The organism is Picosynechococcus sp. PCC 7002 (assembly GCF_963860125.1).
Lineage (GTDB): Bacteria > Cyanobacteriota > Cyanobacteriia > Cyanobacteriales > MRBY01 > MRBY01.
This window is the reverse complement of sequence record NZ_CAWLFA010000001.1, coordinates 2,731,495-2,755,306: the sequence shown is the minus strand read 5'-3', so window position 1 is coordinate 2,755,306 and position 23,812 is coordinate 2,731,495. Positions and strand designations below refer to the sequence as shown.

The 23,812-nt window shown below is 49.8% G+C and carries 23 protein-coding genes; 10 read left to right on the top strand and 13 right to left on the bottom strand.

What is annotated here, in order from left to right; all coding sequences use genetic code 11:
• The first annotated feature begins 104 nt into the window (after nucleotides 1-104).
• Nucleotides 105-866, top strand: a complete 762-nt coding sequence (locus tag AACQ84_RS13220; protein ID WP_012308221.1) for a pentapeptide repeat-containing protein — start codon at nucleotides 105-107, stop codon at nucleotides 864-866.
• A 139-nt stretch (nucleotides 867-1,005) separates the two neighbouring features.
• On the opposite strand, the gene AACQ84_RS13215 is transcribed toward AACQ84_RS13220, so the two are convergent.
• From AACQ84_RS13215 to AACQ84_RS13195, 5 genes are all read right to left on the bottom strand, one after another.
• Entirely contained in the window at nucleotides 1,006-1,926 is a 921-nt protein-coding gene (locus AACQ84_RS13215) for an NAD(+) kinase (protein ID WP_012308220.1), read from the bottom strand.
• 7 nt (nucleotides 1,927-1,933) lie between these two features.
• A complete protein-coding gene (locus tag AACQ84_RS13210; protein ID WP_012308219.1) occupies nucleotides 1,934-2,533 on the bottom strand; it encodes a hypothetical protein in 600 nt (199 codons plus the stop codon).
• Between the two features lie 16 nt (nucleotides 2,534-2,549).
• Nucleotides 2,550-3,692, bottom strand: coding sequence for a citrate synthase (locus AACQ84_RS13205; RefSeq protein WP_012308218.1), 1,143 nt, complete (start codon nucleotides 3,690-3,692; stop codon nucleotides 2,550-2,552).
• Between the two features lie 82 nt (nucleotides 3,693-3,774).
• Nucleotides 3,775-4,272: a phosphohistidine phosphatase SixA gene (gene sixA / locus AACQ84_RS13200; protein ID WP_012308217.1), complete on the bottom strand. Its 498-nt coding sequence runs from the start codon at nucleotides 4,270-4,272 to the stop codon at nucleotides 3,775-3,777.
• A 216-nt stretch (nucleotides 4,273-4,488) separates the two neighbouring features.
• Complete coding sequence (locus tag AACQ84_RS13195; RefSeq protein WP_012308216.1) at nucleotides 4,489-4,605, bottom strand: photosystem I reaction center subunit VIII; 117 nt, start codon at nucleotides 4,603-4,605, stop codon at nucleotides 4,489-4,491.
• A 247-nt stretch (nucleotides 4,606-4,852) separates the two neighbouring features.
• On the opposite strand from AACQ84_RS13195, the gene AACQ84_RS13190 reads away from it, so the two are divergent.
• The gene (locus tag AACQ84_RS13190) at nucleotides 4,853-5,311 is read left to right on the top strand and encodes a photosystem I reaction center subunit XI (protein WP_012308215.1); all 459 of its coding nucleotides are present in this window, start codon (nucleotides 4,853-4,855) and stop codon (nucleotides 5,309-5,311) included.
• Nucleotides 5,312-5,638: 327 nt separating this feature from the next.
• Nucleotides 5,639-6,337, top strand: a complete 699-nt coding sequence (psb32, locus tag AACQ84_RS13185; protein ID WP_012308214.1) for a photosystem II repair protein Psb32 — start codon at nucleotides 5,639-5,641, stop codon at nucleotides 6,335-6,337.
• Between the two features lie 3 nt (nucleotides 6,338-6,340).
• On the opposite strand, the gene AACQ84_RS13180 is transcribed toward psb32, so the two are convergent.
• Nucleotides 6,341-6,814 (bottom strand): TspO/MBR family protein, encoded by a 474-nt coding sequence (locus AACQ84_RS13180; protein ID WP_012308213.1) that lies wholly within the window; start codon nucleotides 6,812-6,814, stop codon nucleotides 6,341-6,343.
• 81 nt (nucleotides 6,815-6,895) lie between these two features.
• Between AACQ84_RS13180 and AACQ84_RS13175 the strand changes: the two genes are divergently transcribed.
• Entirely contained in the window at nucleotides 6,896-8,218 is a 1,323-nt protein-coding gene (locus tag AACQ84_RS13175; RefSeq protein WP_012308212.1) for a hypothetical protein, read from the top strand.
• Between the two features lie 7 nt (nucleotides 8,219-8,225).
• Here AACQ84_RS13175 and AACQ84_RS13170 read toward each other — a convergent pair whose 3' ends face one another.
• The 5 genes from AACQ84_RS13170 to AACQ84_RS13150 all read right to left on the bottom strand — a co-directional run bounded on the left by AACQ84_RS13170 (nucleotide 8,226) and on the right by AACQ84_RS13150 (nucleotide 13,243).
• Entirely contained in the window at nucleotides 8,226-9,347 is a 1,122-nt protein-coding gene (locus AACQ84_RS13170) for a CARDB domain-containing protein (protein WP_012308211.1), read from the bottom strand.
• 41 nt (nucleotides 9,348-9,388) lie between these two features.
• Nucleotides 9,389-10,405 carry a hypothetical protein gene (locus AACQ84_RS13165; RefSeq protein ID WP_041443650.1) on the bottom strand — a complete coding sequence of 339 codons (1,017 nt, stop codon included), beginning with the start codon at nucleotides 10,403-10,405 and terminating at the stop codon, nucleotides 9,389-9,391.
• Nucleotides 10,406-11,077: 672 nt separating this feature from the next.
• Nucleotides 11,078-12,364: a glutamate-5-semialdehyde dehydrogenase gene (gene proA, locus AACQ84_RS13160; protein ID WP_012308209.1), complete on the bottom strand. Its 1,287-nt coding sequence runs from the start codon at nucleotides 12,362-12,364 to the stop codon at nucleotides 11,078-11,080.
• 126 nt (nucleotides 12,365-12,490) lie between these two features.
• Entirely contained in the window at nucleotides 12,491-12,826 is a 336-nt protein-coding gene (locus tag AACQ84_RS13155) for a carbon dioxide-concentrating mechanism protein CcmK (protein WP_012308208.1), read from the bottom strand.
• A 108-nt stretch (nucleotides 12,827-12,934) separates the two neighbouring features.
• A complete protein-coding gene (locus tag AACQ84_RS13150) occupies nucleotides 12,935-13,243 on the bottom strand; it encodes a carbon dioxide-concentrating mechanism protein CcmK (protein ID WP_012308207.1) in 309 nt (102 codons plus the stop codon).
• Between the two features lie 78 nt (nucleotides 13,244-13,321).
• Between AACQ84_RS13150 and AACQ84_RS13145 the strand changes: the two genes are divergently transcribed.
• The 3 genes from AACQ84_RS13145 (at nucleotide 13,322) to AACQ84_RS13135 (ending at nucleotide 17,750) form a co-directional block, all read left to right on the top strand.
• A complete protein-coding gene (locus tag AACQ84_RS13145) occupies nucleotides 13,322-14,080 on the top strand; it encodes a serine/threonine protein kinase (protein ID WP_012308206.1) in 759 nt (252 codons plus the stop codon).
• A gap of 69 nt (nucleotides 14,081-14,149) precedes the next feature.
• Nucleotides 14,150-16,462, top strand: a complete 2,313-nt coding sequence (locus AACQ84_RS13140) for a heavy metal translocating P-type ATPase (protein WP_012308205.1) — start codon at nucleotides 14,150-14,152, stop codon at nucleotides 16,460-16,462.
• A 136-nt stretch (nucleotides 16,463-16,598) separates the two neighbouring features.
• Complete coding sequence (locus AACQ84_RS13135; protein ID WP_012308204.1) at nucleotides 16,599-17,750, top strand: serine hydrolase domain-containing protein; 1,152 nt, start codon at nucleotides 16,599-16,601, stop codon at nucleotides 17,748-17,750.
• A 203-nt stretch (nucleotides 17,751-17,953) separates the two neighbouring features.
• Here AACQ84_RS13135 and AACQ84_RS13130 read toward each other — a convergent pair whose 3' ends face one another.
• Both AACQ84_RS13130 and AACQ84_RS13125 read right to left on the bottom strand, forming a co-directional pair.
• Nucleotides 17,954-18,676 carry a hypothetical protein gene (locus AACQ84_RS13130; RefSeq protein WP_041443649.1) on the bottom strand — a complete coding sequence of 241 codons (723 nt, stop codon included), beginning with the start codon at nucleotides 18,674-18,676 and terminating at the stop codon, nucleotides 17,954-17,956.
• Nucleotides 18,677-18,899: 223 nt separating this feature from the next.
• Nucleotides 18,900-20,258 (bottom strand): aromatic ring-hydroxylating dioxygenase subunit alpha, encoded by a 1,359-nt coding sequence (locus AACQ84_RS13125; protein WP_012308202.1) that lies wholly within the window; start codon nucleotides 20,256-20,258, stop codon nucleotides 18,900-18,902.
• 175 nt (nucleotides 20,259-20,433) lie between these two features.
• On the opposite strand from AACQ84_RS13125, the gene AACQ84_RS13120 reads away from it, so the two are divergent.
• The 3 genes from AACQ84_RS13120 (at nucleotide 20,434) to AACQ84_RS13110 (ending at nucleotide 23,786) form a co-directional block, all read left to right on the top strand.
• A complete protein-coding gene (locus AACQ84_RS13120) occupies nucleotides 20,434-21,276 on the top strand; it encodes a prohibitin family protein (protein ID WP_012308201.1) in 843 nt (280 codons plus the stop codon).
• A gap of 346 nt (nucleotides 21,277-21,622) precedes the next feature.
• The gene (locus tag AACQ84_RS13115) at nucleotides 21,623-22,870 is read left to right on the top strand and encodes an S-layer homology domain-containing protein (RefSeq protein ID WP_198158664.1); all 1,248 of its coding nucleotides are present in this window, start codon (nucleotides 21,623-21,625) and stop codon (nucleotides 22,868-22,870) included.
• Between the two features lie 88 nt (nucleotides 22,871-22,958).
• Nucleotides 22,959-23,786: a prepilin peptidase gene (locus AACQ84_RS13110; protein WP_012308199.1), complete on the top strand. Its 828-nt coding sequence runs from the start codon at nucleotides 22,959-22,961 to the stop codon at nucleotides 23,784-23,786.
• The last annotated feature ends 26 nt before the right edge of the window (nucleotides 23,787-23,812 follow it).

The following is a 23,812-nucleotide window of genomic DNA, read 5'->3' as shown; positions in this document are numbered from 1 at the left end:
TCAGAAAGTGACTGCTACCATGGACGCAGAAAAATCGGTGGTAGCCGGAAACGTTTTGCCCTGATTGATGGTCTACAGTTCCAGTCCTCCCTCCCCAATTCCCGATGAAAAAGCTACTCTTTACCGCCTGTTGTGTTTTGCCTTTGGCGATCGCCCCCCAGGTACGGGCCGAAAACCTAACCCACCTCAGCCAACTGCTATCAAGTCGTCAATGTCAGAATTGTCAACTGACCCGGAGCGGCCTTGCCAATGCCCGTTTAGATGGGGCTGACCTGCGGGGGGCGGATTTGCGTCAAGCGAACTTGAGTCGGGCAGATCTGAGCCTTGCGGATTTGCGGGGGGCCAATTTAACGGGAGCTTCTTTGGTGGGGGCCAACTTAGCCGGGGCTGACCTAGAAGGGGCTATTTTAGACGGCGCGGATCTCCGGGAAGCCTATTTAGCCGGAGCAAATTTTACCAATACTTCCCTGCGGACGTTCTACATTGCGCGGGCGGTAGGACTGTTGGATGCTCCCGTTTCGGCGGAGCAGCTTTATCAATGGGGCTTTGTGGAAGGGGAAAATAAAAATTACCGCATGGCGATCGCCTACTATGACGCCGCCGCTAACCGAGAACCTGACAATGGGGCCATTTATCTCTCCCGGGCGATCGCCCGCTACCAACTACGAGATTTTGCCCAGGCCCAACAGGATGCCACCTTTGCTCAGACCCTGTTCACCAGCCAAGGATCGACCGTTGGAGTGGATGCTAGTCAAAGGTTACTCGACGAAATTGACCTCGCCCTCAACCCGAAACAAGATTCTGGGAATACTGCTGGCAATATCCTCAGCGCCATTAGCTCCGTACTGTTACGCTTCTTCTTTTAATGAAAATCTCTAGAGAGGTTTTCGCCATCTCTTTTGTCTCGACCTAAGAGGCTATTTATACAGTAAATGAATTTCCTAATTTGTCCCCTAAATCTCCCCCAAATTCGGGGCTGGGGGGCTTCATAAATGGACTCTAAGCTCAATTGCGGTGATTATTCTGGTAGCGGATCCGCGATCCGGCCCACTGGAGCTTATCGCGAATGGTTTGGTAAAACGAATAGGTTTCCCGCAGGATAATGAATTTGCAGTAGCAATGGGCTTTTTGGACATTGACCCACTGGCCCGGCCAAACTGAAGTCGCCAAGGCCCCATCCATCCAGAGCTTGTTGTTCAGGTCGTAGTCTCCGAGGGGCCAGATATCGACATTGGAACGGGCGGGCAAGACAATCGGGCGACTCGACAGACTCAAAGGACAGATGGGCGTTACCACGATCGCCTCTAGGCCAGGGTGCATAATCGGCCCATTCGCAGAAGCAGTGTAACAGGTTGACCCAGTGGAAGTTGCCACCAACAACCCGTCCCCGTGGTACTGATCCACAATGGTGCAATCGACTTCCATTTCAAAGACGGCTGTGGGCATCCGGTCAACGGCAGCGGGTTTGACACACATTTCATTGAGGGCATAGAAGGTTTCGCTGACAATTTCTGGATCTTGGCGATCGCCTTCACAGATTTTGGCCTCTAACATCATCCGGGTTTCCACCGCGTAGGTGTCGTTGCGGAGTCGCTCCCACAGGGCCTGACTATTTTCAAGCTGCTCAAAAGGTTCGGTCAAAAAGCCCAGGTGGCCGCCGACATTCACCGCCAAAATCGGAATATTTTCCTTAGAGAGGTGACGGGCTGCTGCTAAAACGGTGCCATCTCCCCCCAGGACAATGGCGAGATCAATCGGTTCACTGACCGAGGCCAAAAACACAGGGTAAGGATTATCCTTAAAGCCGCTGGGGCCGAGCAAAATCCGACTCCCCTGGGCTTCTAATTCGTGGGCACAGCGTTCGGCCCATTTTTTAGCGAAGGGGTCACCCGCTTTATAGGCAATGATTACTTGATCAAGGTTCACGGCATTTCTAAGATGACTCGGGGCGCACCTGAAAACTTTGTTGGCTTTGCTCGACCCCAGCCGTAAAGGCAGCGGTAGGTCTATCACTACTATAGGTAATTACCCAAAAGGTGGTCGTTTCTGGATAGACATAACTCACCTGGGTGAGGTCGCCTCGGTTCAATTCTAAGCGCCCTTGATCCGCCGTTTGGGTAAGGCCCACCGTAATGCCAGTGGCCTGGAAGGTAGCCACCTGTTGTTGGAGATAATCCTCTAAGGTCAGGGTTTCCGGGCGTTCTTCTTGGACGATGGTGATGCTGTTCAGGCGGCCATCCTCTGCTTGGAAAGCAAGCAATTCTAGGGTTTCGGCATTTTGATTAAGCCATTCAAGGCGATCGCCTTTATCCCAGGCCTCTAAGGTGGCTGCCATGGCGGGGAGATCTAAGCCTGGATTGCCGCCCACATACCCCGGTGGAACGTCCAATTGCACCTGTTCTGTAGTGAGGGTTTGCCACTGGTTGCTGGGGGTCAGGATTTCGGTTTCCAGGCCAGGGGGATTTGCCCCACAGCCCCACAGAAAGAGCAGCAATACCCCCAGTCCTAAGCTGCGCCATCGGCATAATTGCATCGTGAACACTGTCCCTTTAGCCGCGTTTTTCTACTGGAATATAGATTTGATTATGCACACCGGTATAGACCTGGGTCGGTCGGAAAATCCGGTTGACACCCAGTTGTTCTTTCCAGTGGGCGAGCCAACCTGCAACCCTGGCGATCGCAAACAAGGGCGTAAATAGATCGCTCGGAATCCCTAACTTGCGGTAAACCAAGCCCGAATAGAAATCAACGTTGGCGAAAATCCCCTTGTGGCCGTATTTTTCCTCAACGATTTTTTCTAATTCCAGGGCAATCTTGTAGTACGGGTCTTCCCCTTCGAGTTCGAACAGTTCCTCCGCTAACCTCTGGAGGATCACCGCCCGGGGATCTTTAACCTTATAAACCCGGTGGCCGAAGCCCATGATCTTTTGTTTATTCGCGACACAGGTCTCGACATACCCACGAACATTTTCGACGGAGCCAATTTCTTCGAGCATCAAAAGCACTTCTTCGTTCGCCCCTCCATGCAACGGCCCGGCCAAGGTGCCAACGGCAGACGCAATCACCGCGTAGGGATCCGTCAAGGTAGAAGCCGTCACCATCGCCGAAAAAGTGGAAGCATTGATCGTGTGTTCGGCGTGGAGCATCAAGCAAATATCAAAAATCTTCGCCTGGAGATCGTAGGGGCGACGCTCGGTCATCATGTAGAGAAAATTCGCCGCATAATCAAGGCTATCGTTGGGCTGAACCGGATCATTTCCTTTGCGCATCGAATTGGCCGCCGCAACCATGGTGGGGATTTTGGCTAACAGACGAACAACAGCGTGGCGAATGTACTCTGGATCATCCAAGGCACGCCGGGAATAAAATAGCCCCAGGGCCGCCGCCGACGTTTGCAGAGAATCCATCGGGTGACCGGTTTCCGGAAAACATTTCATCATGTCTCGGATGCGGTATTTAATCCGACGATGATAGAGAATATCGTTTTTAAAATCTTCAAGTTCCTGGTAGGTCGGCAGTTCACCCCAGATCAGGAGGTAGGCAACTTCGAGGAAAGAACTTTTTTCGGCCAATTCTTGAATCGGGATCCCCCGGTATTCGAGGATGCCATTTTTTCCATCGACGAAGCTAATGCTGGATTGGGCTGCAGGAATTCCTTCTAAGCCGGGTTTAAATTCGCAACCAGTCGTCATACTGTGTACCTTGATTAGATCCTAAAAATAATATTGAGGCTAATTTCTTGATGCCCGTGGCTAACTTAGCCTATCACGGGGATTATGGCAGTAGCCATTTTGGCGAGGTCAACAAAAATAGCTCATTATCGGTGTGGGCTTGGATCCGGGCGGCACCGGAACGAAGGCCAATGATGCCTGCTTTTTTGAGGTTGAGGTGGTGGCCTGTCTGACCAAAGGCGATCGCCTCAGCCCATTCGCCCAAGTCTGGTTGATGGCCCACAAGGACTAATTTTGCATCCGGAGCCGCTTCCCAACGTTCTAGCCAGGCTAAAAATGCCCCTAGGGAACCCCTCGGTGCTAAACCTTGGAAAACCTGGGGATGGGGGCCTAGTTCTGCGGCGGCCAAAATTTCTGCGGTTTGTCTGGCCCGTAATAAAGGACTGGTTAAAATCCCCTCAAAGTGGAGACCAAGCTGCTGTAATCGTTGGGCCACAAGTTTTGTTCGGGTTTCGCCTTTGGTCGTCAAAGGGCGATCGCCATCCTCTGCATAGTCAGCCCGGTCAGCGGCGATGCCATGGCGAAAAAAATATAATTCCATTACTTTTCCTCCTGGGAGATGATGGTGCTGGAACACGCAGCAGCCATTTTCTATTCTTAACGACAATGGCCAGCAATGGGCCAAGCTTGCCCTGATCCCAGGGTGCCACACCCCAAAAACAATTCCCCACACAACCTCTAGTTACGGTGCATGGGGAAATGAGAACAATCTTAGATGTGAGGTAAATTCCTGAGGCGATCGCCCAGAATTTTTTACTTAAGCGTCAGATTCGATGTAGTTAAACAGAAGTCCCATCGCTAAAGCCGGGAAAACAACACCCGCCAAGGGGACAAGGATTACAGGCAGAAAAGAAGCTGCGTAGGCGCCGTTCATATTAAATCTTTCCTAAATGCTATTAACAAACTGGTTTTCACAATACCTTGGATATTACTGCCAGAGGTCTTGGGAGGGAACAGACATTACGATTCTTAACATAAATGGCCGAAATTCCCAGGACTTGCCCTAAATGTTGCCAAATACTAAGAAAGCCAGTAAATCTAGCAATATCTCTTATAATCCGTAACAAGTGTTTATCTGAACTTAAATTGTAAGTTTGTTTTGAGAGGAGCTTAAACATTAAATGGACATTATTCAACATGGTGGAGATCCTCAAGTAGGAAACCTCGCGACTCCGATTAATGCTTCTGCATTTAGTAAAGCTTTCATTAATAATCTACCGGGTTATCGTCAAGGACTTTCGGCACAGCGCCGTGGTCTAGAAGTTGGCATGGCCCATGGTTATTTCCTCTATGGCCCCTTTGCTCTCCTCGGCCCGCTGCGGAATGCAGACTTTGCTGGAGTTGCTGGCCTATTAGGAACCGTTGGCTTGATTTCCCTGTTGACCCTTGCCCTTTCCCTCTACGGAAGTGTCGGCGTCAGCACACCCACCGCAACCCTAACCACGCCCAATCCTCCTGAAAATCTAGGAACCAAAGAAGGCTGGAGCGAGTTTGCGGCTGGCTTCTTGATTGGCGGCTGTGGTGGTGCCCTGGTTGCCTATGGTCTCTGTATTGCCTTACCGATGATGTACACCATCTAGGGATTGGTTGATAAGTTTTTATACAAGGTGTTCTGTAGGGTAATCTAACGTTCTATTTGGTTATTCGACGGCCGCCACAATATATGACTTTAAAAATTACAAATTAGTAGATCTGGTCAATTGAGTTTGTTGTTTGTAAAGCCCGGTGAAAATTCACTGGGTTTTTTTGTGTCTGACAGAATTCAATGCCTAAAATTTAAGAGACTTAAGGAAAAGCGCGACTGGGCTAATCGGCACGGCTCAAAGGTCAGTTAGTTTCGGTGGCGATCGCCCTTGGTTTATTCTAGAACCTAAAAGATACGCACAATTTTTGGACTAGTTTTTAAGATGATATCTCAACCCAAAAGCTTGCAATGGTGGCAAAAACTGGGGGTGTGGCTCGCAACGGTATTGTTTACCTTTGGGAGTTTTGTTTCGGCAGCCCAGGCCACTGGTGTTTATGATGTGCCCTACGCCACGGGGGATCAACCGATCTGGATTGTGGATCAAGCAGAAGCAATTAGTCGTGCCAACGAAGGACGTTTAAATCGAGAGCTCAGCGAGTTAGCGGACACAACGGGCAAGGGTCTGCATTTTGTCGCGATTCGTCGCCTTGATTATGGTCAAACCATGGAAGAATTTACCGACAAGGTCTTTGCCAAGTGGTTTCCGACACCGGAGGCAGGGGCCGATGAAATCGTGGTGGCGATGGATGTGCTGACGAATAATGTGGCGATCGCCTTGGGAAATAATATCCAGGAGTTGATTCCACCGGAGACAGCCGAGAGTATTACCGGAGAAACGATCGGTTACCCCCTGCGCAGCAGTTCCTATAACCAAGCCTTCCTGGATGCTGAGGCCCGCATTGGCACCATTTTGAACGGGGAAGCAGATCCTGGCCCCCCAGACATTGCCGAAATTAACATCGAAAGCACTTTCACCAAGGCCGAAGACACAAAAACAACCAGTTCAACCATTTGGGTTGTGGTGTTGCTTCTCTTGGCGACAATCATTCCCATGGCTACTTACTGGTGGTACGTGCGCTAGGGATTAACTTTTGCCAGGATTAAGCCAAATCATTTCCCAGGTGATGTAGGTGCCGACTGGACTCCACAGCAAAAAAGGCAACAGAAGCCAAAAACTCGTTTTCGAGACGGGAAAAACGGCGATCGCCAACAATAAACCCACTACGAAACCCGCAGCCCCAATAATGGTTCCCACCGTTAGGCTGCGGGTTTTGCACATCACAGGGGTATAGGCCAAGATTACCAACTCCAACAGACCATAGCCCGCCATCAACAGCCAGGTACGAAACCCCTGGGGGTCTGCATGCCAAACATAGGTGGCGGAAATAATCCCACAGATAAAAATACTTGTCCACACCACTGGGATAATGCCTTCAAAGGTGAGCCAGGCCGGGCGGCGCAATTGGAAAAACCAGCGTTGATCGGCGCGAATCGCTCGGTTGAGCAACACCCCAAGGGCGATCGCCACCAAGGTGATCAATAATCCCGTTCCCAGCATTTCTCTGTCCCCCAGAATTTCAACCCAATTCTATACTGGTAACAGAAGCCCCCCAGATTATTTCTAACGATCCAAAGAGCCATGACCTTCTCGCCCCAACTAATGCGCGCCGTTGAAACCCTCCAATATCGAGCGACTGTCGGGGAAGTGGCGACCCAGGCTGGCCTAGAACTCAATGTGGCCCAAAACGGTCTTTATAATCTCGCGGCCGATGCCGGCGGACACCTCCAGGTGGCAGAAACCGGGGATGTTGTCTTTGAGTTTCCCAAAAATTTCCGGACGATCCTCCGCAATAAGTATTTTAAAATTCGGCTCCAGGAATGGCTCGATAAAACCTGGCGAGTTGTCTTTTTCCTAATTCGGATCTCCTTTGGCATCGCCTTGATTCTTTCGATTCTTTTGATGACGATCGCCATTCTGGCTCTAGTGACAGCCGCTAGTAGTCAGGACAATAATAATTCCTCCCGTCGTCGTAGTTCTTCTTTTAATCTACCCTGGCTCGTTTGGTGGGGGCCTAATCCATTTCGTGTCTTTAGCCCTAACTACTACGGCCCCCGACGCTATGGTTCTTCAGCAACCTTAAAAAACACGACGAGCAACACCGAGAAGGGGGGAATGAATTTCCTCGAAGCCGTTTTTTCGTTTCTATTCGGTGATGGCGACCCCAACCCAAACCTTGAGGAGCGTCGCTGGCAGACCATTGGTCAGGTCATCCAAAACAATGACGGAGCCGTGATCGCCGAACAACTTGCGCCCTATTTCGACGAACTATCACCCACAGAGAAGAATGAGGAAAGTTATATGTTGCCGGTTTTAGCCCGGTTCAATGGCTACCCGGAAGTCTCCCCTACAGGCGATTTAGTTTATTATTTCCCGGAACTACAGGTCAAAGCCCAGGAACGCCGCCAGAAATCTGTCCCCAACTATTTAGAAGAACATCGTTGGACATTTACCCTTGCCCCCACTGGACAAAAATTTTTGGCGATCGCCCTTGGGGGTGTCAACTTAGTCTTGGCCCTGATGCTAGGCGTTTTATTGCAAGATTCAGCCCTGGTGGCCGAACTTGGCGGCTTGGTGGGTCTTGCCCAGGCCCTTTATCCCCTCTTGTTCGCCTATGCGATCGCCTTTTTGGCCGTTCCCCTAGGCCGTTACTTTTGGCTCCAGCGCCGCAACCAAACCATCGAAAATCGCAACGCCCAGCGGCAAGAACGAGCGGCCCTACTCAACACTGGCGAACCTGAACTGCAACAAAAACTAGCCTATGCCCAGCAATTTGCAACCCAGAAAATTCTCACCGGTGAAACCATCACCTATGGCACCGACCAAGACCTCCTGGATCAACAACTGCAAGGGCGTGATGACCTCGCCAAAGATTGGGAACGACGCCTAGAAGAAGGTCAATAACGCTTGTTTAGTCCACGCGAATTGGAATGTAAGCTCGGTTATTAGAACCACTGACCTCAGAGATGGTGTTGTTCTCATCCACAATGATCCCAAGCCAGTAATTTTGACCAGGATTCAGATTATTCGGAATCGTAACTGGAATTGTCGTCGTATAAACGTCCGCCGGATGGATCGACCCAAATAACCCACCGCCAATGCGGGTATCACTATAACTGATATAGTCATTGCTTGAAATGTAGATCCCATAGGAAACATTATTATGGGTCTGCTTACCATTATTCTCAATCGTAAATTCAGGACGAACTGTACTGCCACGGTTGACGCGATAGCCCGGCTCCCCCGCAATCGTAATCCCACTTAAGGTAGCTGTATTCGCCGCATTGCGAATCCGTACCCTCCCATGACTTGAATACTCACCACTCGCACCCGTTCTGCGCCAGTGGGACGCAGAAACATCATTAAATGTAGAATTTTGACTGCCATAAAGTACACGGGAACCATGGGAAGCATCTTCCCCAAAATAAGTGCGTGCCGTAGAACCATTGGTATGGTGATGTCGCCAAGAGTCCCCCATTACGTTGTATTCCCAGTTGACGTGCATCAAGCCAAGGTAATGCCCAGCTTCGTGGTTAATCACTGCGTCGATCGGTAAACGAGACCCTGTATAGACCGTATTAGAGCTCTTACTCTGGGAAGTCGTCCAAGAACGGCCCGATGAATCAAGGACAATATCCACTTCATCTAAACCATAGTGCCAACCAAATAACCAGTAGCAGTGGTACCGCATCTGGGCAACCCCAGGCGGTGAAATACTATTTGCGTAAATCTCATTTTGGCCATTGCCGCTACCAACCCCCCCTGTTTCCGTCGTTGTGTTGATCACAAAGGGAGAGGGGTTGGTATTGGTCGCGTTAATGCCCCGCTCCACCGATTGCAGTAAACTACCGGGCGGAAAACTAATGGTATTGATACGGGCTGTTGTCGAATTGCCACTCCACCGTAATTTCTTACCGCTATCACCATTACACTCTAGCCAGGAAGCTGCCTGGGTGGGTTTTGGCAGGATAAAACAAGCAGAGATAATGGCTGAGGCCGCAAGTAGATAGGGATTAAACAAGTTGAACTTCATAGCAAAAGTCCCTGTAATAATTGGTTGTGATTCTGGTTAAATTAGGGGTTTATCCGTCTTAAGTCGGGTCTTAGCTCAGGTGAAATGGGTTGCGGTGAAAGGTCTCTCAAATTAGGCGAAAGATCACGAATTTGTCCTTCTCCTTCCTGGGCCTGAACATCATTCTTTTCTTCTTCGGTAATCTGATCCGGAACTGTGACAGCTCTGACTTCTTCTAACCTTGGATCCGCCACATTGAATGGTTTGTTCGGATCAGCCGATGGGATTGAAGACTGGGGGGGTTGTACCCGGTTGTTCCACTGGCGTACAGCTTCAAAAAACGCAGACAAACTGAGGGGCGGTCCAAAGGTTTCTATGGGAACTGCTTCAGGAGAATCGAAATTATCACCAGCTGTCACTGCCGCCTGAAAACCATAACCCACCCGATAAGCAGCAGGTGCTTCTGTTTCGTAGCGTCGTTGTAGCTCGGCAATGCTTTGACCCGTTCTCTGGCTTTCTTGCTGAATAATTCTTTGGGTTTCTGGTTGTTTCAATAACAGCTCAAAAGAAGGCCTTGGTAATTCGATCACATTGAGATCAAAACGGGGTTTCCCCCCAATCCTTAGTCTTTCTGTCGCTTCAACTACGGGAATTCCCCAACCATTAAACACACGATTGTCTACGACCCTAAAGCGGCCATCAACGCAATTTACCAAGGGACATCCCATTACGGCGTCTCCGGTTAGAAATAAAATATCTGCCTGGTTGCGAGCAAATATCGGTGCAGTCGTCTCCATGTAGATGCCACCACTGCCATCGGCGCCACCGGGCACTCGCAAGGTAATCGTTTCCCCTGGCGTTCTGCCCCGTAAGGTTTCACGAATTTTGTAAGTTACAAAAGTATGGGGTAATCCTTGGGGTTGTTCCCGTGTGGGTTGGGAGTTGCGATATTGAATGTCAATAACTTCGCCGAAAATGATTAGATCTGACTCGCCGACGAGAAATTCAAGCCCAGATGTTTTGGCAGAGGCCGGGTCATTTTGCAAATTAGTCGGACTGTGGGCAAGACTAGACTGCATAGGAGAAATACAGCACAATCCTAAGGTTATTAGTTTGAGAAAAGTCAGCCTTAAATAATTTTTCATGTATTTCAACAGACCTCCAATAAATTTAATGGCGTAGAATCAGATTTTGAAATCAATCAAAAAGTCATTGCTTACTTGGATTTAATACATTAAAATTTTCTTTTGCAATTCGTTTTTTTTTGAAAATTAAGCAATAAAAGAATTGTGTGTGTTTGCTTCAAATTTGACAAATCCCAACAACGAATTTCGTCTTTAAAATTTACTTGGAATTCTCGACAACAATCCTTTATAAAAGCTTTAAGCAAACGATTCTTTATTTTCGACGAAAGTATTTCACATATTTAATATGGATTTTAAAGCATGAATTTAAAGGATTCAAAGATACGATCAGTGCCGCAACAAAAAACAAAACAAATTCAAATAAATTTAGAGTAAAAATAATTGCAATCAGTTTTGATGAAGTTGTTTTTACAAAACGATCTATGATCTATATCTAAAGAAATATTTTATATTCTTAAATCACTATTAAATTGACAATGACCACTGATGCTTCACAAAAAATCAAGAAGTTGCTTATAAAGTCAATTAATCCCACTGATCACAAAAAAAATGCCCCAAAGCTAGGGGCAAATTGGAATTTCATCTATCCGGCGATCGCCATAATCGCTAGAGATCTCGGTGGGTAAAAGGCTTGGCATCGGGGCCACTATAGGTCGCGGCGATTTGACCATTGCCAACGAGATGATATTTGTAGGTCACAAGTCCTTCTAAACCCACGGGGCCACGGGGTGGCAGAGTTTGGGTGCTGATGCCTACTTCTGCACCAAAGCCGTAGCGGAAACCATCGGCAAACCGGGTCGAGCAATTATGGTAAACGCCCGCTGCTTTCACTTCATTGAGGAAAATCTGGGCCGTGGCCGCATCTTCTGTGATAATCCCGTCGGTGTGCTTGGAGCCGTAGGTATTGATGTGGGCGATCGCCGCTTCGACATCGGGCACAATTTTAATTGCCAGGACTAAATCGCTATATTCTGTGCGCCAATCTTCTGCCGTCGCAGGCTGGACAGGCATAATCTTTTGGGTTGCCGCATCGCCGCGTAAAGTGACCTGTTTCGCCGTTAAAGCTGCGGCAATCTGGGGTAAAAATTCTGGGGCAATTTTTTCGTGAATTAACAGCGTTTCCACCGCATTACAAGCCGCCGGATACTGGGTTTTCGCATCGACGACAATCGGAATGGTTTTGCTTAAATCTGCCGCCACATCAACATATAGGTGACAAACGCCATCGGCGTGGCCCAGCACGGGGATAGTCGTATTTTGCTGCACATATTGCACAAAGGCATTGGAACCGCGCGGGATGATCAAATCCACATACTGATCGAGGGACAGGAGGGTTTTAATTTCTTCGCGGGTGGTCAGGAGGGTGACAGCCTGGGGGGAAACAGCCGTGTCCTGGAGGGCGGTTTGGATAATTTCTGTCAACACAGTGCAGGATTGGATCGCTTCTTTGCCCCCTTTGAGAATCACACCATTACCCGATTTAATTGCGAGGCTGGTGATTTGGATCAGAGCTTCCGGGCGAGCTTCAAAAATAATCCCTAAAACCCCCAGGGGACAAGTGACCCGCTTCAGCACTAAATCTTGATCTAATTCTCGGTGTAGCTGGAGATGGCCGACGGGATCGGGGAGATTAATCACGTCATGGATACCGGCGATCGCCCCTTGTAATTTGCTCTCTCCCAATTTCAGACGGGCATAGAGGGCTGGCGCAATCCCATCTCGCTGGGCCGCTTCACAGTCTGCCTGGTTTGCCGCGACGATTTTCGCCTGATTGGCCGCGAGGGCCTGGGCCACTTTTGCCAAAGCATCATTGCGCTGGGCCAGGCTTAAGGTGCCTAGTTTTTGGGCTGCTGCCCGCGTTTGTTGCGCCAAGTCAATTAGCTGAGTTGCCATGATTCCCTCCAAATTTATCCAGTCCTATGGTTCTATTTAACATCACCCGTCGCCCGACCCAACAACGAAAAAAGCCCATCGAAATAGGCTTTTCTGTGATGAATCTGCGGTTTTGAGAAGGTTAATTTAAACGCGGGTTCCTTCTACGGCGGCCCGGTAGGGTTCTACATCTTCGCTGTAGTCGATGGGCAGTACCGCACAGACGTTGGGATGGGGACGGGGAATAATCACCCAGGATTCTAAAACGCCACCATGGGCTTTCTCAACGGCTTCAATACCCGCAGCCATTGCCGTTTTGACTTCCGAAACGTCGCCACGAATGTTGATATTGAAGCGGGCACTACCAACCCGAATGTAACCCACCAGGGTTACACGACCGGCTTTAACCATCGCATCGGCAGCGGCAAGTACTCCGGGAAAGCCTTTTGTTTCAAGTGATCCAACCGCAGCTTGAGCGGGCATAGGGGGTCTCCTTTATCTTTGTGATTAGTAAAACTTATTCATATTTGGTTCTTCACCCAAGCACATATTATTCTCTAAACTGGGCAAAACACCAAGATCTTCGCTGCACTAGGAGCGAAATTTGAGGGAGGCCTGGGTATATTCCAGGGGTAAAATCCCGACGACATTATCGGGGGGATTGGGCACGGTGTAATGGCTCATCACTTGACCACCGACAGTTTCCTCGGCGGCCCGTAGACCGGCTTCCATGGCAGGGCGCACTTCTGAGGTACGACCCCGAATGACAACGATAAAATTACCTCGTTCGGCTTTGTCAAAAAACACAATGGTGACACGGCCCGCTTTGACCATGGCATCAGCGGCGGCAAGGACGGCGGGAAAACCTAGGGTTTCAATAACTCCCACGGCTTCTTGCATAATCTCGACTCCTGGGGGCAAGGGATAGGGCTATATTCTCCCACATTGGTTCCCTTCTGCTATAGGAAATTTTTTGGAATGGTCTTGACTGGTTCTTTGCTGCCACTGCCCCCGGAGATTTTGGGTTATCCCCAGGCGACAACACCGGAGATCGAGCGGCGGCGATCGCATTTGAAACAGTGGGGCATTGAGGCGATGGTTGCAGTGGGGCCAAAAAACCTCGGTACTTTACCGATTCTGGGGTTGGGTTACGTGGGGGTTGTGGTCATGGTGCTTTGGCGGGGGCAGCCCCGTGCCCTGAAAATTCGCCGTTTGGATAGTAACCACGACAGCCTATTGCCGGAAATTGACTGTTTAGCAAAGGCCAATCAGATCGGCATTGGCCCCCGTTTGCTCAAAGGATCAGCAGATTTTTGTTTAATGGAATTTGTGGCAGGGCGATCGCTCCTGGCTTGGTTGCAGGCCCATCAAGGTCAAGTACATCAAACCTTGAGGCGGACGGTGATGCAAAATATCCTCTCCCAAGCCTTTGCCCTCGATCAGGTGGGGTTAGATCGCGGGGACATGGGGCGTTTGACCCAGGATGTGATTGTTAACGCTCAATGCCAGCCCGTGCTCTTAGATTTTAGTGGTGCTAGCCTGAACCGCCGCCCCCAAAACCTAACCAGTGCGCTCCAGGGACTGCTGTGGGGGAGTGCTTTAGCAGACTATTTTGCCCCGGATTTTCCGGCGAATCAGCGACAAAGATTAATGCCGCACCTGAGACTTTACAAACAAAAACCCCATTCTGAACAGTTTCAAGCGATTATGGCGACCCTATGCTGCAAACAACGGTAATAATCAGCCCTGGGACGAAAAATTTTTGGCATACTCAGGGGACAGCCTGTTGCAGTTGGGGCCTTTGGTATGACTTCCCGTTCTCTTTCTCCCGAATCGCGCCTTGCGCCACAAACCACGACGACCTTTGATGTTCAGGGGATGCGTTGTGCGGGTTGTGTCAAGGCCGTAGAACGCCAGTTAACGCAGCAGTCTGGGGTGCTTTCGGCGGTGGTGAATCTGATTACGGAGGTGGCGGTGGTCACCTATGAACCAGAAAAAATTCAACCAGAGGCGATCGCCAACCGTTTATCCCAAGCGGGCTTTCCTAGCGAACCCCGAACCACAGAAGTCGAAACCTTTAACCAATACCAAGAAAAACGCGCCCAATCCCAGCGGGAACAATATTGGCGTTTGGGGGCGGCGATTGTCTTGCTCCTCGCGTCGAGCCTGGGCCATTTGCATCATCTGACGGGCCTGAAAATTCCTCTGCTTCATTTGATGGGTGTCCATTGGGCGATCGCCACCTTGGCCTTATTTATTCCGGGGTTGCCGATTTTGCGGGACGGCTGGACAGGGCTGATTAAAGGCCATGCCAATATGAATACTCTGGTGGGTCTCGGAACATTGAGCGCCTACCTGACAAGCTGTGTGGCTTGGCTGATGCCCCAGTTGGGTTGGGAATGTTTCTTTGATGAACCGGTGATGTTACTGGGTTTTATCTTCCTTGGCCGCACCCTCGAAGGTAATGCCAGACTCAAGGCGATCGCCGCCCTCGAATCCCTCCTCGCTCTGCAACCCCAGGGGGCGCGCCTGATGGGTCGAGAACAAAAGGGCGAAACCGAAGAAATTACAATTCCCGTGGCCCAGGTACAGATTGGCGAATGGGTGCGCATTTTACCCGGCGAAAAAATTCCCGTGGATGGAGCGATTATTCGCGGTGAAACCACTGTGGATGAATCGATGTTGACGGGGGAAGCGCTGCCCCAGGAAAAAACGGTCGGCGCATCGGTGAAGGCCGGCACCCTCAATCAACTGGGGGTGATCATTGTGCAAGCCACCCAAACGGCCCAAAATACGATGCTCGCCCAGATTATTCGCACCGTAGAGGCGGCCCAGACCCGCAAGGCTCCCGTGCAAAAAATGGCAGATACCATTGCGGGATATTTTGCCTATGGGGTGATGGCTTTGGCGGTGTTGGTCTTTTTATTTTGGGAGCTGATCGGTAGCCAACTCTGGTTAGATCCAGGGGCGACGAACCCAGAAATATTAAGCCTGAAATTGGCGATCGCCGTTTTGGTGGTGGCCTGTCCCTGTGCCTTGGGGTTAGCGACGCCCACGGCTCTCCTGGTGGGGACAAGTCTTGGGGCTGAGCAGGGCATTTTAATCAAAGGGGGGGATATCCTCGAACGCCTCAATCAACTGACCACCGTTGTTTTTGATAAAACAGGCACCCTCACCCAGGGCAAACCGCAGATTGTCGAGTGGGTTAGCTTTGCCCCTTGGTCGCAAGATTCCCTGCTGCAATGGGCCGCGAGCCTGGAACAGCGCAGCACCCATCCCTATGGCCAAGCCTTTGTGGCGATCGCCCAACAGCAAAACCAAGAACTCTTTGCCCCTGATCAGGTTGAAACCGCTTTGGGTAAAGGCATTGTCGGTCAAGTGAATGGCCAGTCGGTACATATTGGCAACCAAGCCTGGCTTGAGACCGCCCAAATTACAATCCCGGAAGCCTGCCATCACCATCTCGAAACCTGGTCAGCCACGGGCAAAACCACCATTTTTATTGCCATCGATCACCAGGTGGCTGGTTTATTGGCGATCGCCGATCCAATTCGTCCCGATGCCGCCGCCTTGATCGAAAATCTACGCGCCAGAAATCTAGAAGTAATCCTCCTCAGTGGCGATCAAGCGCCCGTCGTCAAAAATCTCGCTCAAACTCTCCAGCTTGATCATTATCAAGGTGCCCTTTCCCCCATCGAAAAAGCCGCCACACTCCGCACCCTCCAGGCTCAACAAAAAGTAGTCGCGATGATCGGTGATGGCATTAACGACGCGCCAGCCCTCGCCACCGCCGATATTGGCATTTCCCTCCAGGGGAGTACTGATGTTGCCCTCGCCACCGCCGACATTATCCTCATGGGCGATCGCCTGATGGATTTTGAGCAAACCCTTCATCTGAGCCAAGCGACCGTCAAAGTGATCTACCAGAATTTGATCTGGGCCTTTGGCTATAACCTCATCGCAATTCCCCTCGCCGCAGGGATTCTCTTGCCGCAATTTAACTTCACCCTCAGTCCCGCTGTGGCCGCAGGCTTAATGGCCATGAGTTCTGTATTAGTTGTGACGAATTCTCTCACCTTGAAAAAATCGTTCCAAAAAACAAATCAAAATCCTCAATAAAGCCTCACATCAATATTTTTAAACCACTAGACTCGCCTCTGAATATTCATTCCATAATGAATGCGGTGTCAAATAGAATTAAATATTTATCATGCTTAAAATGCTGGCTTTAGCCTTCTTGGGAATTACTACTTCCATGACCTTTCCAATCATTGCTAAAGCGCTACCAGATCAAAAAATTAATCAATATTTAGCAGAACACTACACCCAATACCAAACACGAGAAAATTTTTCTGGGATTCAATTATCCGTTAAAGTTAACGAAGCCCCAACCCAAACCTACGTCATCGGTCGGGAAAGTCATGACCCCAACAGTGCGCCCATTACAGCCGAAAGCCTCTTTCACATCGGCAGCATTACGAAATCTTTTACGGCGGCTTTACTGCTTCAAAATGACCGTAACCAAGCCCTTGATCTAAATGCTGACTTTACCCAATATTTACCCGAATATTCCCACTGGTCTGGCATTATAACCACGCAGCTTTTGAATATGACATCTGGCTTGCCAAATTATACAGATAGTCCCACTGTTAATTATTTGTTGTCGCAAGACCTAGAGCAATTTTGGGAAAAACGCAGTTTGATTGACTTTGTTTATCCGCAACATTCTTCTGCTAAACCGCCCCTCAGAAGCGGGTATGACTACAACAACACAGGATATTTATTAAGTGCCCTACTTTTGGAAACAGTTACCGAAAAATCCTTTGCCAATCTGATTACAGAGCAGCTTTTGCAACCCTACGAATTGGAAAACACATTTTATCCTGTGCCTAATCCTAGTGCCGCTGTTCAGCAACGTCTCGTCGAAGGTTACAATTTCAATCCTTATACCAACCCAGAACTTGTGGGAAAAGATGTTAGCCGTAACAATCTGTCTTGGGCAGGGGCGGCGGGGGCCTTAGTTTCAAATACAGAAGACATTATCCACTGGGTACGAACATTATTCATTGAAGACAATTTGCTGTCCGCTGAAGAAAAAGAAGAAATGCAGCAAATCGTTTCTTTACAGACAGGAGAGGCGATCGCCCAAACAACAGCGACAGATCCCTATGGTTTTGGTTTGGGGATTATCCAGGGTTACGACGAACGTTGGGGCAATTATTGGTTTTATCAAGGCGAAACACTGGGCTATCGTTCATTTTATGTGTATTTCCCTTGTAATCAAGTGATTATTTCTGCTCTATTTAATAGCTCTGTAGATGCTCAGAATAACCACGCCCGCAGTTTAATCCAGCAGGTCTACGGTACTCTTTTAGAAGATGATCCTGCGTTGATATGTCAGACTTGAGTGTTGGAAAACGAATTTGCCCATCCTAGACAAGCAAGTTTAGCCTGAGTGTAGACCCAAGCCGATTTTATTTGTTCGATGCCGTCTTCATAAGCAAGGATTAAAAAAATCTTCCGCTGCTTAAGCTTGGTGAATATTTCTATCGGGGAGCTTAAGCATTGGAAGACAAGAATCAATTAAATTTGGCCTAGATTGATAGCTGGTTAGCGCACTGTAAAGGCATAACGATCTTGGACGACATAACCACCCGCAGACCAGTTGTAATAGACCCGTACTTCATAGTTGCCGGGGGCGAGACCTCTGAATTGGCGGGAGCCAGAGCGTTGTCCTTGGGTATAAAACCATTCACCGTAGCTATCATCAGGGGCATTGGCCGCAACAATGGTGATCCAATCCTGGCGATTACCAGGGAGATTAGCATAGTTCACCATAATCGGTTCATTGGCTTGGTAGACAGTCTTATTTGTCGAGATATGACGGTTGTTAATTGGTGTTACCGTTTGCGTCCCGACAGTGAAACGGTAGCGATCCTGGACGACATAACCGCCATTGGGCCAGTTGTGGTAAACCCGCACTTCGTAGCTGCCAGCAGCAAGACCTTTGAATTGACGGGAGCCAGAGCGCTGACCATCGGTATAAAACCATTCTTCGTAGCTATTGTCTGGGGCATTGGCCGGAACGATGGTAATCCAATCTCCAGAATTGCCCGGTAGATTGGCGTAGTTCACCATAATCGGTTCGCTGGGGGCGTAGGTTGTTTTTTGGGTGGCAACCTGTCGTCCCACTGGAACTTGACTCACTAGCACAGGGTAGGCGCTAGGGGTTGTGGTGGGAACCGTGGGGCGGGGATTGGCGATCGCCCCCTCAACCCAAAAGCCGAGGAGGACGGGTAAACAAGAGAGCAGGGGCCGTAAGGTGGATTTCATGGGGATTTTTAGAGGGAAAAGATAGGGAAAAGTAGTGCGCGAAATAAATTTCAGTTGGGTCTTGGGCAAACAAGTCCGTTAGATAGAGATAGTTGCTGAGGCCAAGAACTAATGCAGATTTTCTCGGAATAGCCGACTCTAGCTGAATTATAGGCAGCTCTTGGGGAGGTGACCTAGGTTTTCTGGCTGATTACAAGAAATTTTTCCCTAAAAAAAGTATTGATCAATCCTGATAGTTTCGCGTTGGGGGATATTCTCCTTCAAAAAATCGACGTTCTAGGCGATGGAGTTGCCACCAGAGTCCCGCTAAGACAATGATCACCGTGGCGATCGCCCCAAGGCTCCAAGTGGGCAAACCAGAAAAAATCGCGAAGGGCAAACCCAACCACAGGAGAAATCCCAAACCAATGACGCCTTTTTTCCCTTTCTGAATCCGATGAAGAGCCTGGGTACAACTGGCGCAATTTTTGGTGTGGGAATGGTAACGCTCTAACAATTGGCTTTGTTGTGGTTCTGCGGGCGAAAAATCTTCGTCTGGGAAAGGTTCGCCATACCGTTCTACCCATTGACGATAGGCCAACACAAACAAATCTGAACTGGTCGGTAAATAACAGGTTTTGGCATAGTTTTGGGTCGATTTTGCTAATTCCCGTTCCTGGAGATGCAAAAAGATTTGATCATCTTCAAGGATGCCCATTTGATTGAGATGGGAAAACCATCGGGGAGTAAATTTAAACGCGAGTCGGGGTATGGCTGCTTTAAAACGGAAGGGGAGTCGCACAATCGCCCGGCAGCGTCCTTTTTCGGTGGGGGTCGCGTAGACAACGGTCATCACCTGGCCAAAGGGACTTTCGGGAATGTCGTGCCACATGGCAGCCGGCGCAAAAAAGGTTGTTTTCTGGGAGCCGAGGGTGCCACGCCGGGGGCCTTCTTCCCAATTGCCCGTGAAGCCTGTTTTTTCTACTTCAGAAACATCGAGGATAAATTCCTTGGCATTTTTGCGGTTACCGACCCGGGGGTGGTGGGTAAAGGCCACATGACTCGTATCTAGGACATTTTCTAAGAGGGTTGTGGCGTCGTAGGGAATATCGCGAAACACATCGGCCATCACCCATTCCCCTGGATGTTGGTCTAACTGGGGCACCGTCGGGATTGGCGTTTGGGCTGCCTCGTGGCGATCGCCCCCATAGACAAACAGCAACCCTTGTTTAACGCAACTGGCATAGGTTTTTACCTGGGCTCTGGGACTGTGGTGGGCCTCACCGTCTGGGGCTTGGAAAGGAATTTTGGTACAGGCGCCCGTCTCCGCAAATTGCCAACCGTGGTAAGGGCATTCTAAACAGCCATCGACAATGCGACCTTCGGATAGGGGCGCGAGGCGGTGGGGACAGACATCGCTAAAGACTTGCCATTGCTGGGTTTTGGGCTGCCACCAAATCACGAGGGGTTCCCCCAGCAGCACGAAGCGGGTGGGTTTGGTTTTGTCGAGATCCTGCACGAAATGGATCGGATACCAAGCCTCATGCCAATCGAAGGCAGGCGTCGTGTCGGCAGTGGGTTCAGGGAGGGGCGTTGCAACCATAGATTAGAAAAGGAAATTTCAGACGGAATGATTGGGGTCAGTGCTTTTAGCTTAACGAATTGTTACATTTCCTTGGGGCGATCGCCTTTGGGTTTTGCCCCTTGCCTCCCGGTCGTCTTCACTACAATGGGATGGAAAACCGAGCCGCTAGAACTGATTTGGAGACCAAAACCGCGTGCGTAACATTACTCCCAACCAAAATTTTCCCCTTTCACTGATTGGGGTGGCGATCGCCCTGTTATTTTTCATCGTGCTCAATGCGTTTGTCATCATTAATCCTGGCCAAGCCGGTGTCTTGAGCGTTCTTGGGAAAGCCCAGGACGGCGCTCTCCTAGAAGGAATTCATTTCAAACCACCTCTGATTGCCAGCGTGGATGTCTATGACGTGACCGTCCAAAAATTTGAAGTCCCAGCCCAAAGCTCGACCAAGGATTTGCAAGATTTGACCGCCCGTTTCGCCATTAACTTCCGCCTCGATCCCGTGAAAGTCGTCGAAATTCGACGTACCCAGGGCACCCTACAAAATATCGTCTCGAAAATTATTGCCCCCCAAACCCAAGAATCCTTTAAGGTTGCCGCCGCCAAGCGCACCGTCGAAGAAGCGATCACCAAACGCACCGAACTTAAGGATGACTTTGATACCGCCCTCGAAACCCGCCTCGAAAAATATGGCATCCTTGTCCTCGACACCAGCGTCGTTGATTTAAACTTCTCCGCAGAATTTTCCCGCGCCGTCGAAGAAAAACAAATCGCCGAACAGCGGGCGCAGCGGGCTATCTACGTCGCCCAAGAAGCCGAACAGCAGGCCCAGGCAGATATCAACCGAGCCAAGGGGAAAGCCGAAGCCCAACGCTTGCTCGCGGAAACCCTCAAGGCCCAGGGGGGAGACCTCGTACTCAAAAAAGAAGCCATCGAAGCCTGGAAAGAAGGAGGCGCACAAATGCCTAAGGTGCTCGTCATGGGCGATCAACGCTCCAGTGCCCCCTTTATCTTTGATCTCAACGACATGCCGAAATAGCCCCACAACAATCAAAATTTTCACAAAATTACTATCGGGCGATCCAAAGGCGATCGCCTTTTTATGTTGCTTTTGACTAGCTGGAAACATTTTTTAAGCAGGGCTAGTCTTCAATAATCCCTGCATAAATTTAGCAATCCCCATTATTGTTCAGAACATTTCCAAGCAGTTGAAAACGAAAAAATCAGCGGAACATTTACGGGAACAAGTCGTCTAAAACCCTAGTAAATTTAGCTTAAATAATTTGATTTAAGCATTTTTTAAGTGAGAAGTGACGGTAACAACGCTAACCTGAAAATAAGCAGTCACCCTAATCTGAAACGCAAGGAAAAATAATATGCCTTCTATGAAGCGAACCCAGCAATCCACCGCTCTTCTTTTAGCCTTATCCCTCGGACTAGGAAGTACATTACCCTTCCAGGGATCGTTGCTGCAACCCGCAGCGGTGGTGGCCCAAACAAGCCAATTTCCAGATGTTCCGAGTAACTATTGGGCCACAGGCTTTATTAATGAATTGGTGAACCGGGGGATCATTGCCGGTTTTCCTGATGGTTCTTTTCGGCCCGATGCGCCTGTGACCCGTGCTCAATTTGCGGCCATGGTGCAGAAAGCCCTCCCCAAGAGCCAAGACCGCAATGCGATTAATTTTGTGGATGTCCCCAGCAGCTATTGGGCTTTTAATGCGATTAATAATGCCTACGAGATGGGCTTTCTTTCGGGATATCCAGGTCAGGTTTTCCGCCCCGAACAAAATATTCCCCGGGAGCAGGTTTTAGTCGCCCTAGCCAATGGTTTAAATTATTCAGCCCGTAACAACATCAATACCACCCTCGGCTATTACCAGGATGCAGCGAATATTGCTGATTTTGCCCGGAGCCCCATTGCCGCCGCGACAGAACAAAAAATGGTGGTGAACTATGCCAATTTGCAACAACTCAATCCCAAGCGCAATGCCACACGGGCTGAGGTGGCCGCGTTTATTTATCAGGCTCTCTTTTCCCAGGGTCAGGTACAGGCACTAAATTCCCCTTATATCGTTACCCAGGATGTGGTGGCTGTGGACTATCGCATCACAGCGGGCACGATTATTCCGATTAGTTACACCGCTGACAAAATTCTCTTAACCCAAGATGAAATTTTACCGGTGACCCTCACGGTGGATGCCAATATTGTCAATACCCAGGGGATAGTGCTGATTCCCCAGGGCAGTGAAATTCAAGGGGAGTTCCGACCGTCAGGAAATGGGACGCGCTTTGTCGCCCAACGCCTAGAGTTACCCAACGGCCAAATGTACAATATCAACGCGGCCTCCCAGGTGATCACAGATACGGAGAGTGTGCGTCGGGGCACTGATGTGGGCAATTTGTTGAGAAATGCGGCCTTAGGTACGGGGGCCGCCGCCGCGATCGCCGCCATTACTGGAGACCGGGCGATCGCCACAGAGGAACTCTTAATTGGTGCTGGCGCTGGCATCCTCGCCACCTTGATCCCCCAATTTTTGGGTCTTGATCGAGTGGATCTGTTGGTCGTAGAAACCAATACGGATCTCGATCTCACCTTGGCCAATGACTTGATTCTTCAGGTCAATCCCTAGGAAAAAGATTGTTTTAGGGTTTTTGAAAATTTGGCGATCGCCTAAGGGGATAATGGGGCTGGTTGGCTAGGGTTTGAGAGACATCACCATGCTCGCGCTTTTACAACAGTCCGGTTTACTGGCGATCGCCTTTATTTTTCTATTCATCTGGGGAGCCTGTTTCGGCAGTTTCCTCAACGTGGTGGTTTATCGGCTGCCAGCGGGTTTATCCCTGGCACATCCCCCCTCCCGCTGTCCCCACTGTGGCCACCAACTAGGGGCGCAGGAAAATATTCCGGTGTTGGGTTGGCTCCTGTTGGGGGGCAAATGTCACTGGTGTAAAACGCCCATTGCCGCCCGGTATCCCCTCGTCGAAACGCTGATGGGCTTGCTCTGTGTTGCCACAGTGGTTCAATTTGGACTAACCCTAGAGGCGATCGCCGCCTTTACCCTATTGTTTTGGTTAGTGGCCCTGGCCCTCATTGATTACGACACTTTTACCCTGCCCAACCCCTTAACCCAATCGGGCCTCGTACTCGGTCTCCTCTTCCAGATGGGGCTGGGTTTCCAGGCGAATGGCTTCCCTGGCGCGATCTATGGGCTAATGGGTGGCATTGGGGCGGCGGTATTGGGGCTTTGGCTACTCGATGGCATTGGTGTCATTGGTTCGGCGGTGCTGGGTCAAGAGGCCATGGGGGGCGGCGATCCGAAACTTTTGGCGATGATTGGCGCTTGGCTGGGTTGGCAAAACGTCCTCTTAACGGTAATTTTGGCCTGCGCCCTGGGCACGATGATTATTGGTGGGGCCATGGGCCTCGGCAAACACCAGCGGGGTCAACATTTACCCTTTGGGCCGTTTCTTGCCTTAGGGGCAATCATTAGTCTGTTTTGGGGCGATCGCCTGATCGAACTCTACCTAAACGCGTTTTTGGGTTGAAGCTTTTCTGTATGATGAGGGATGGT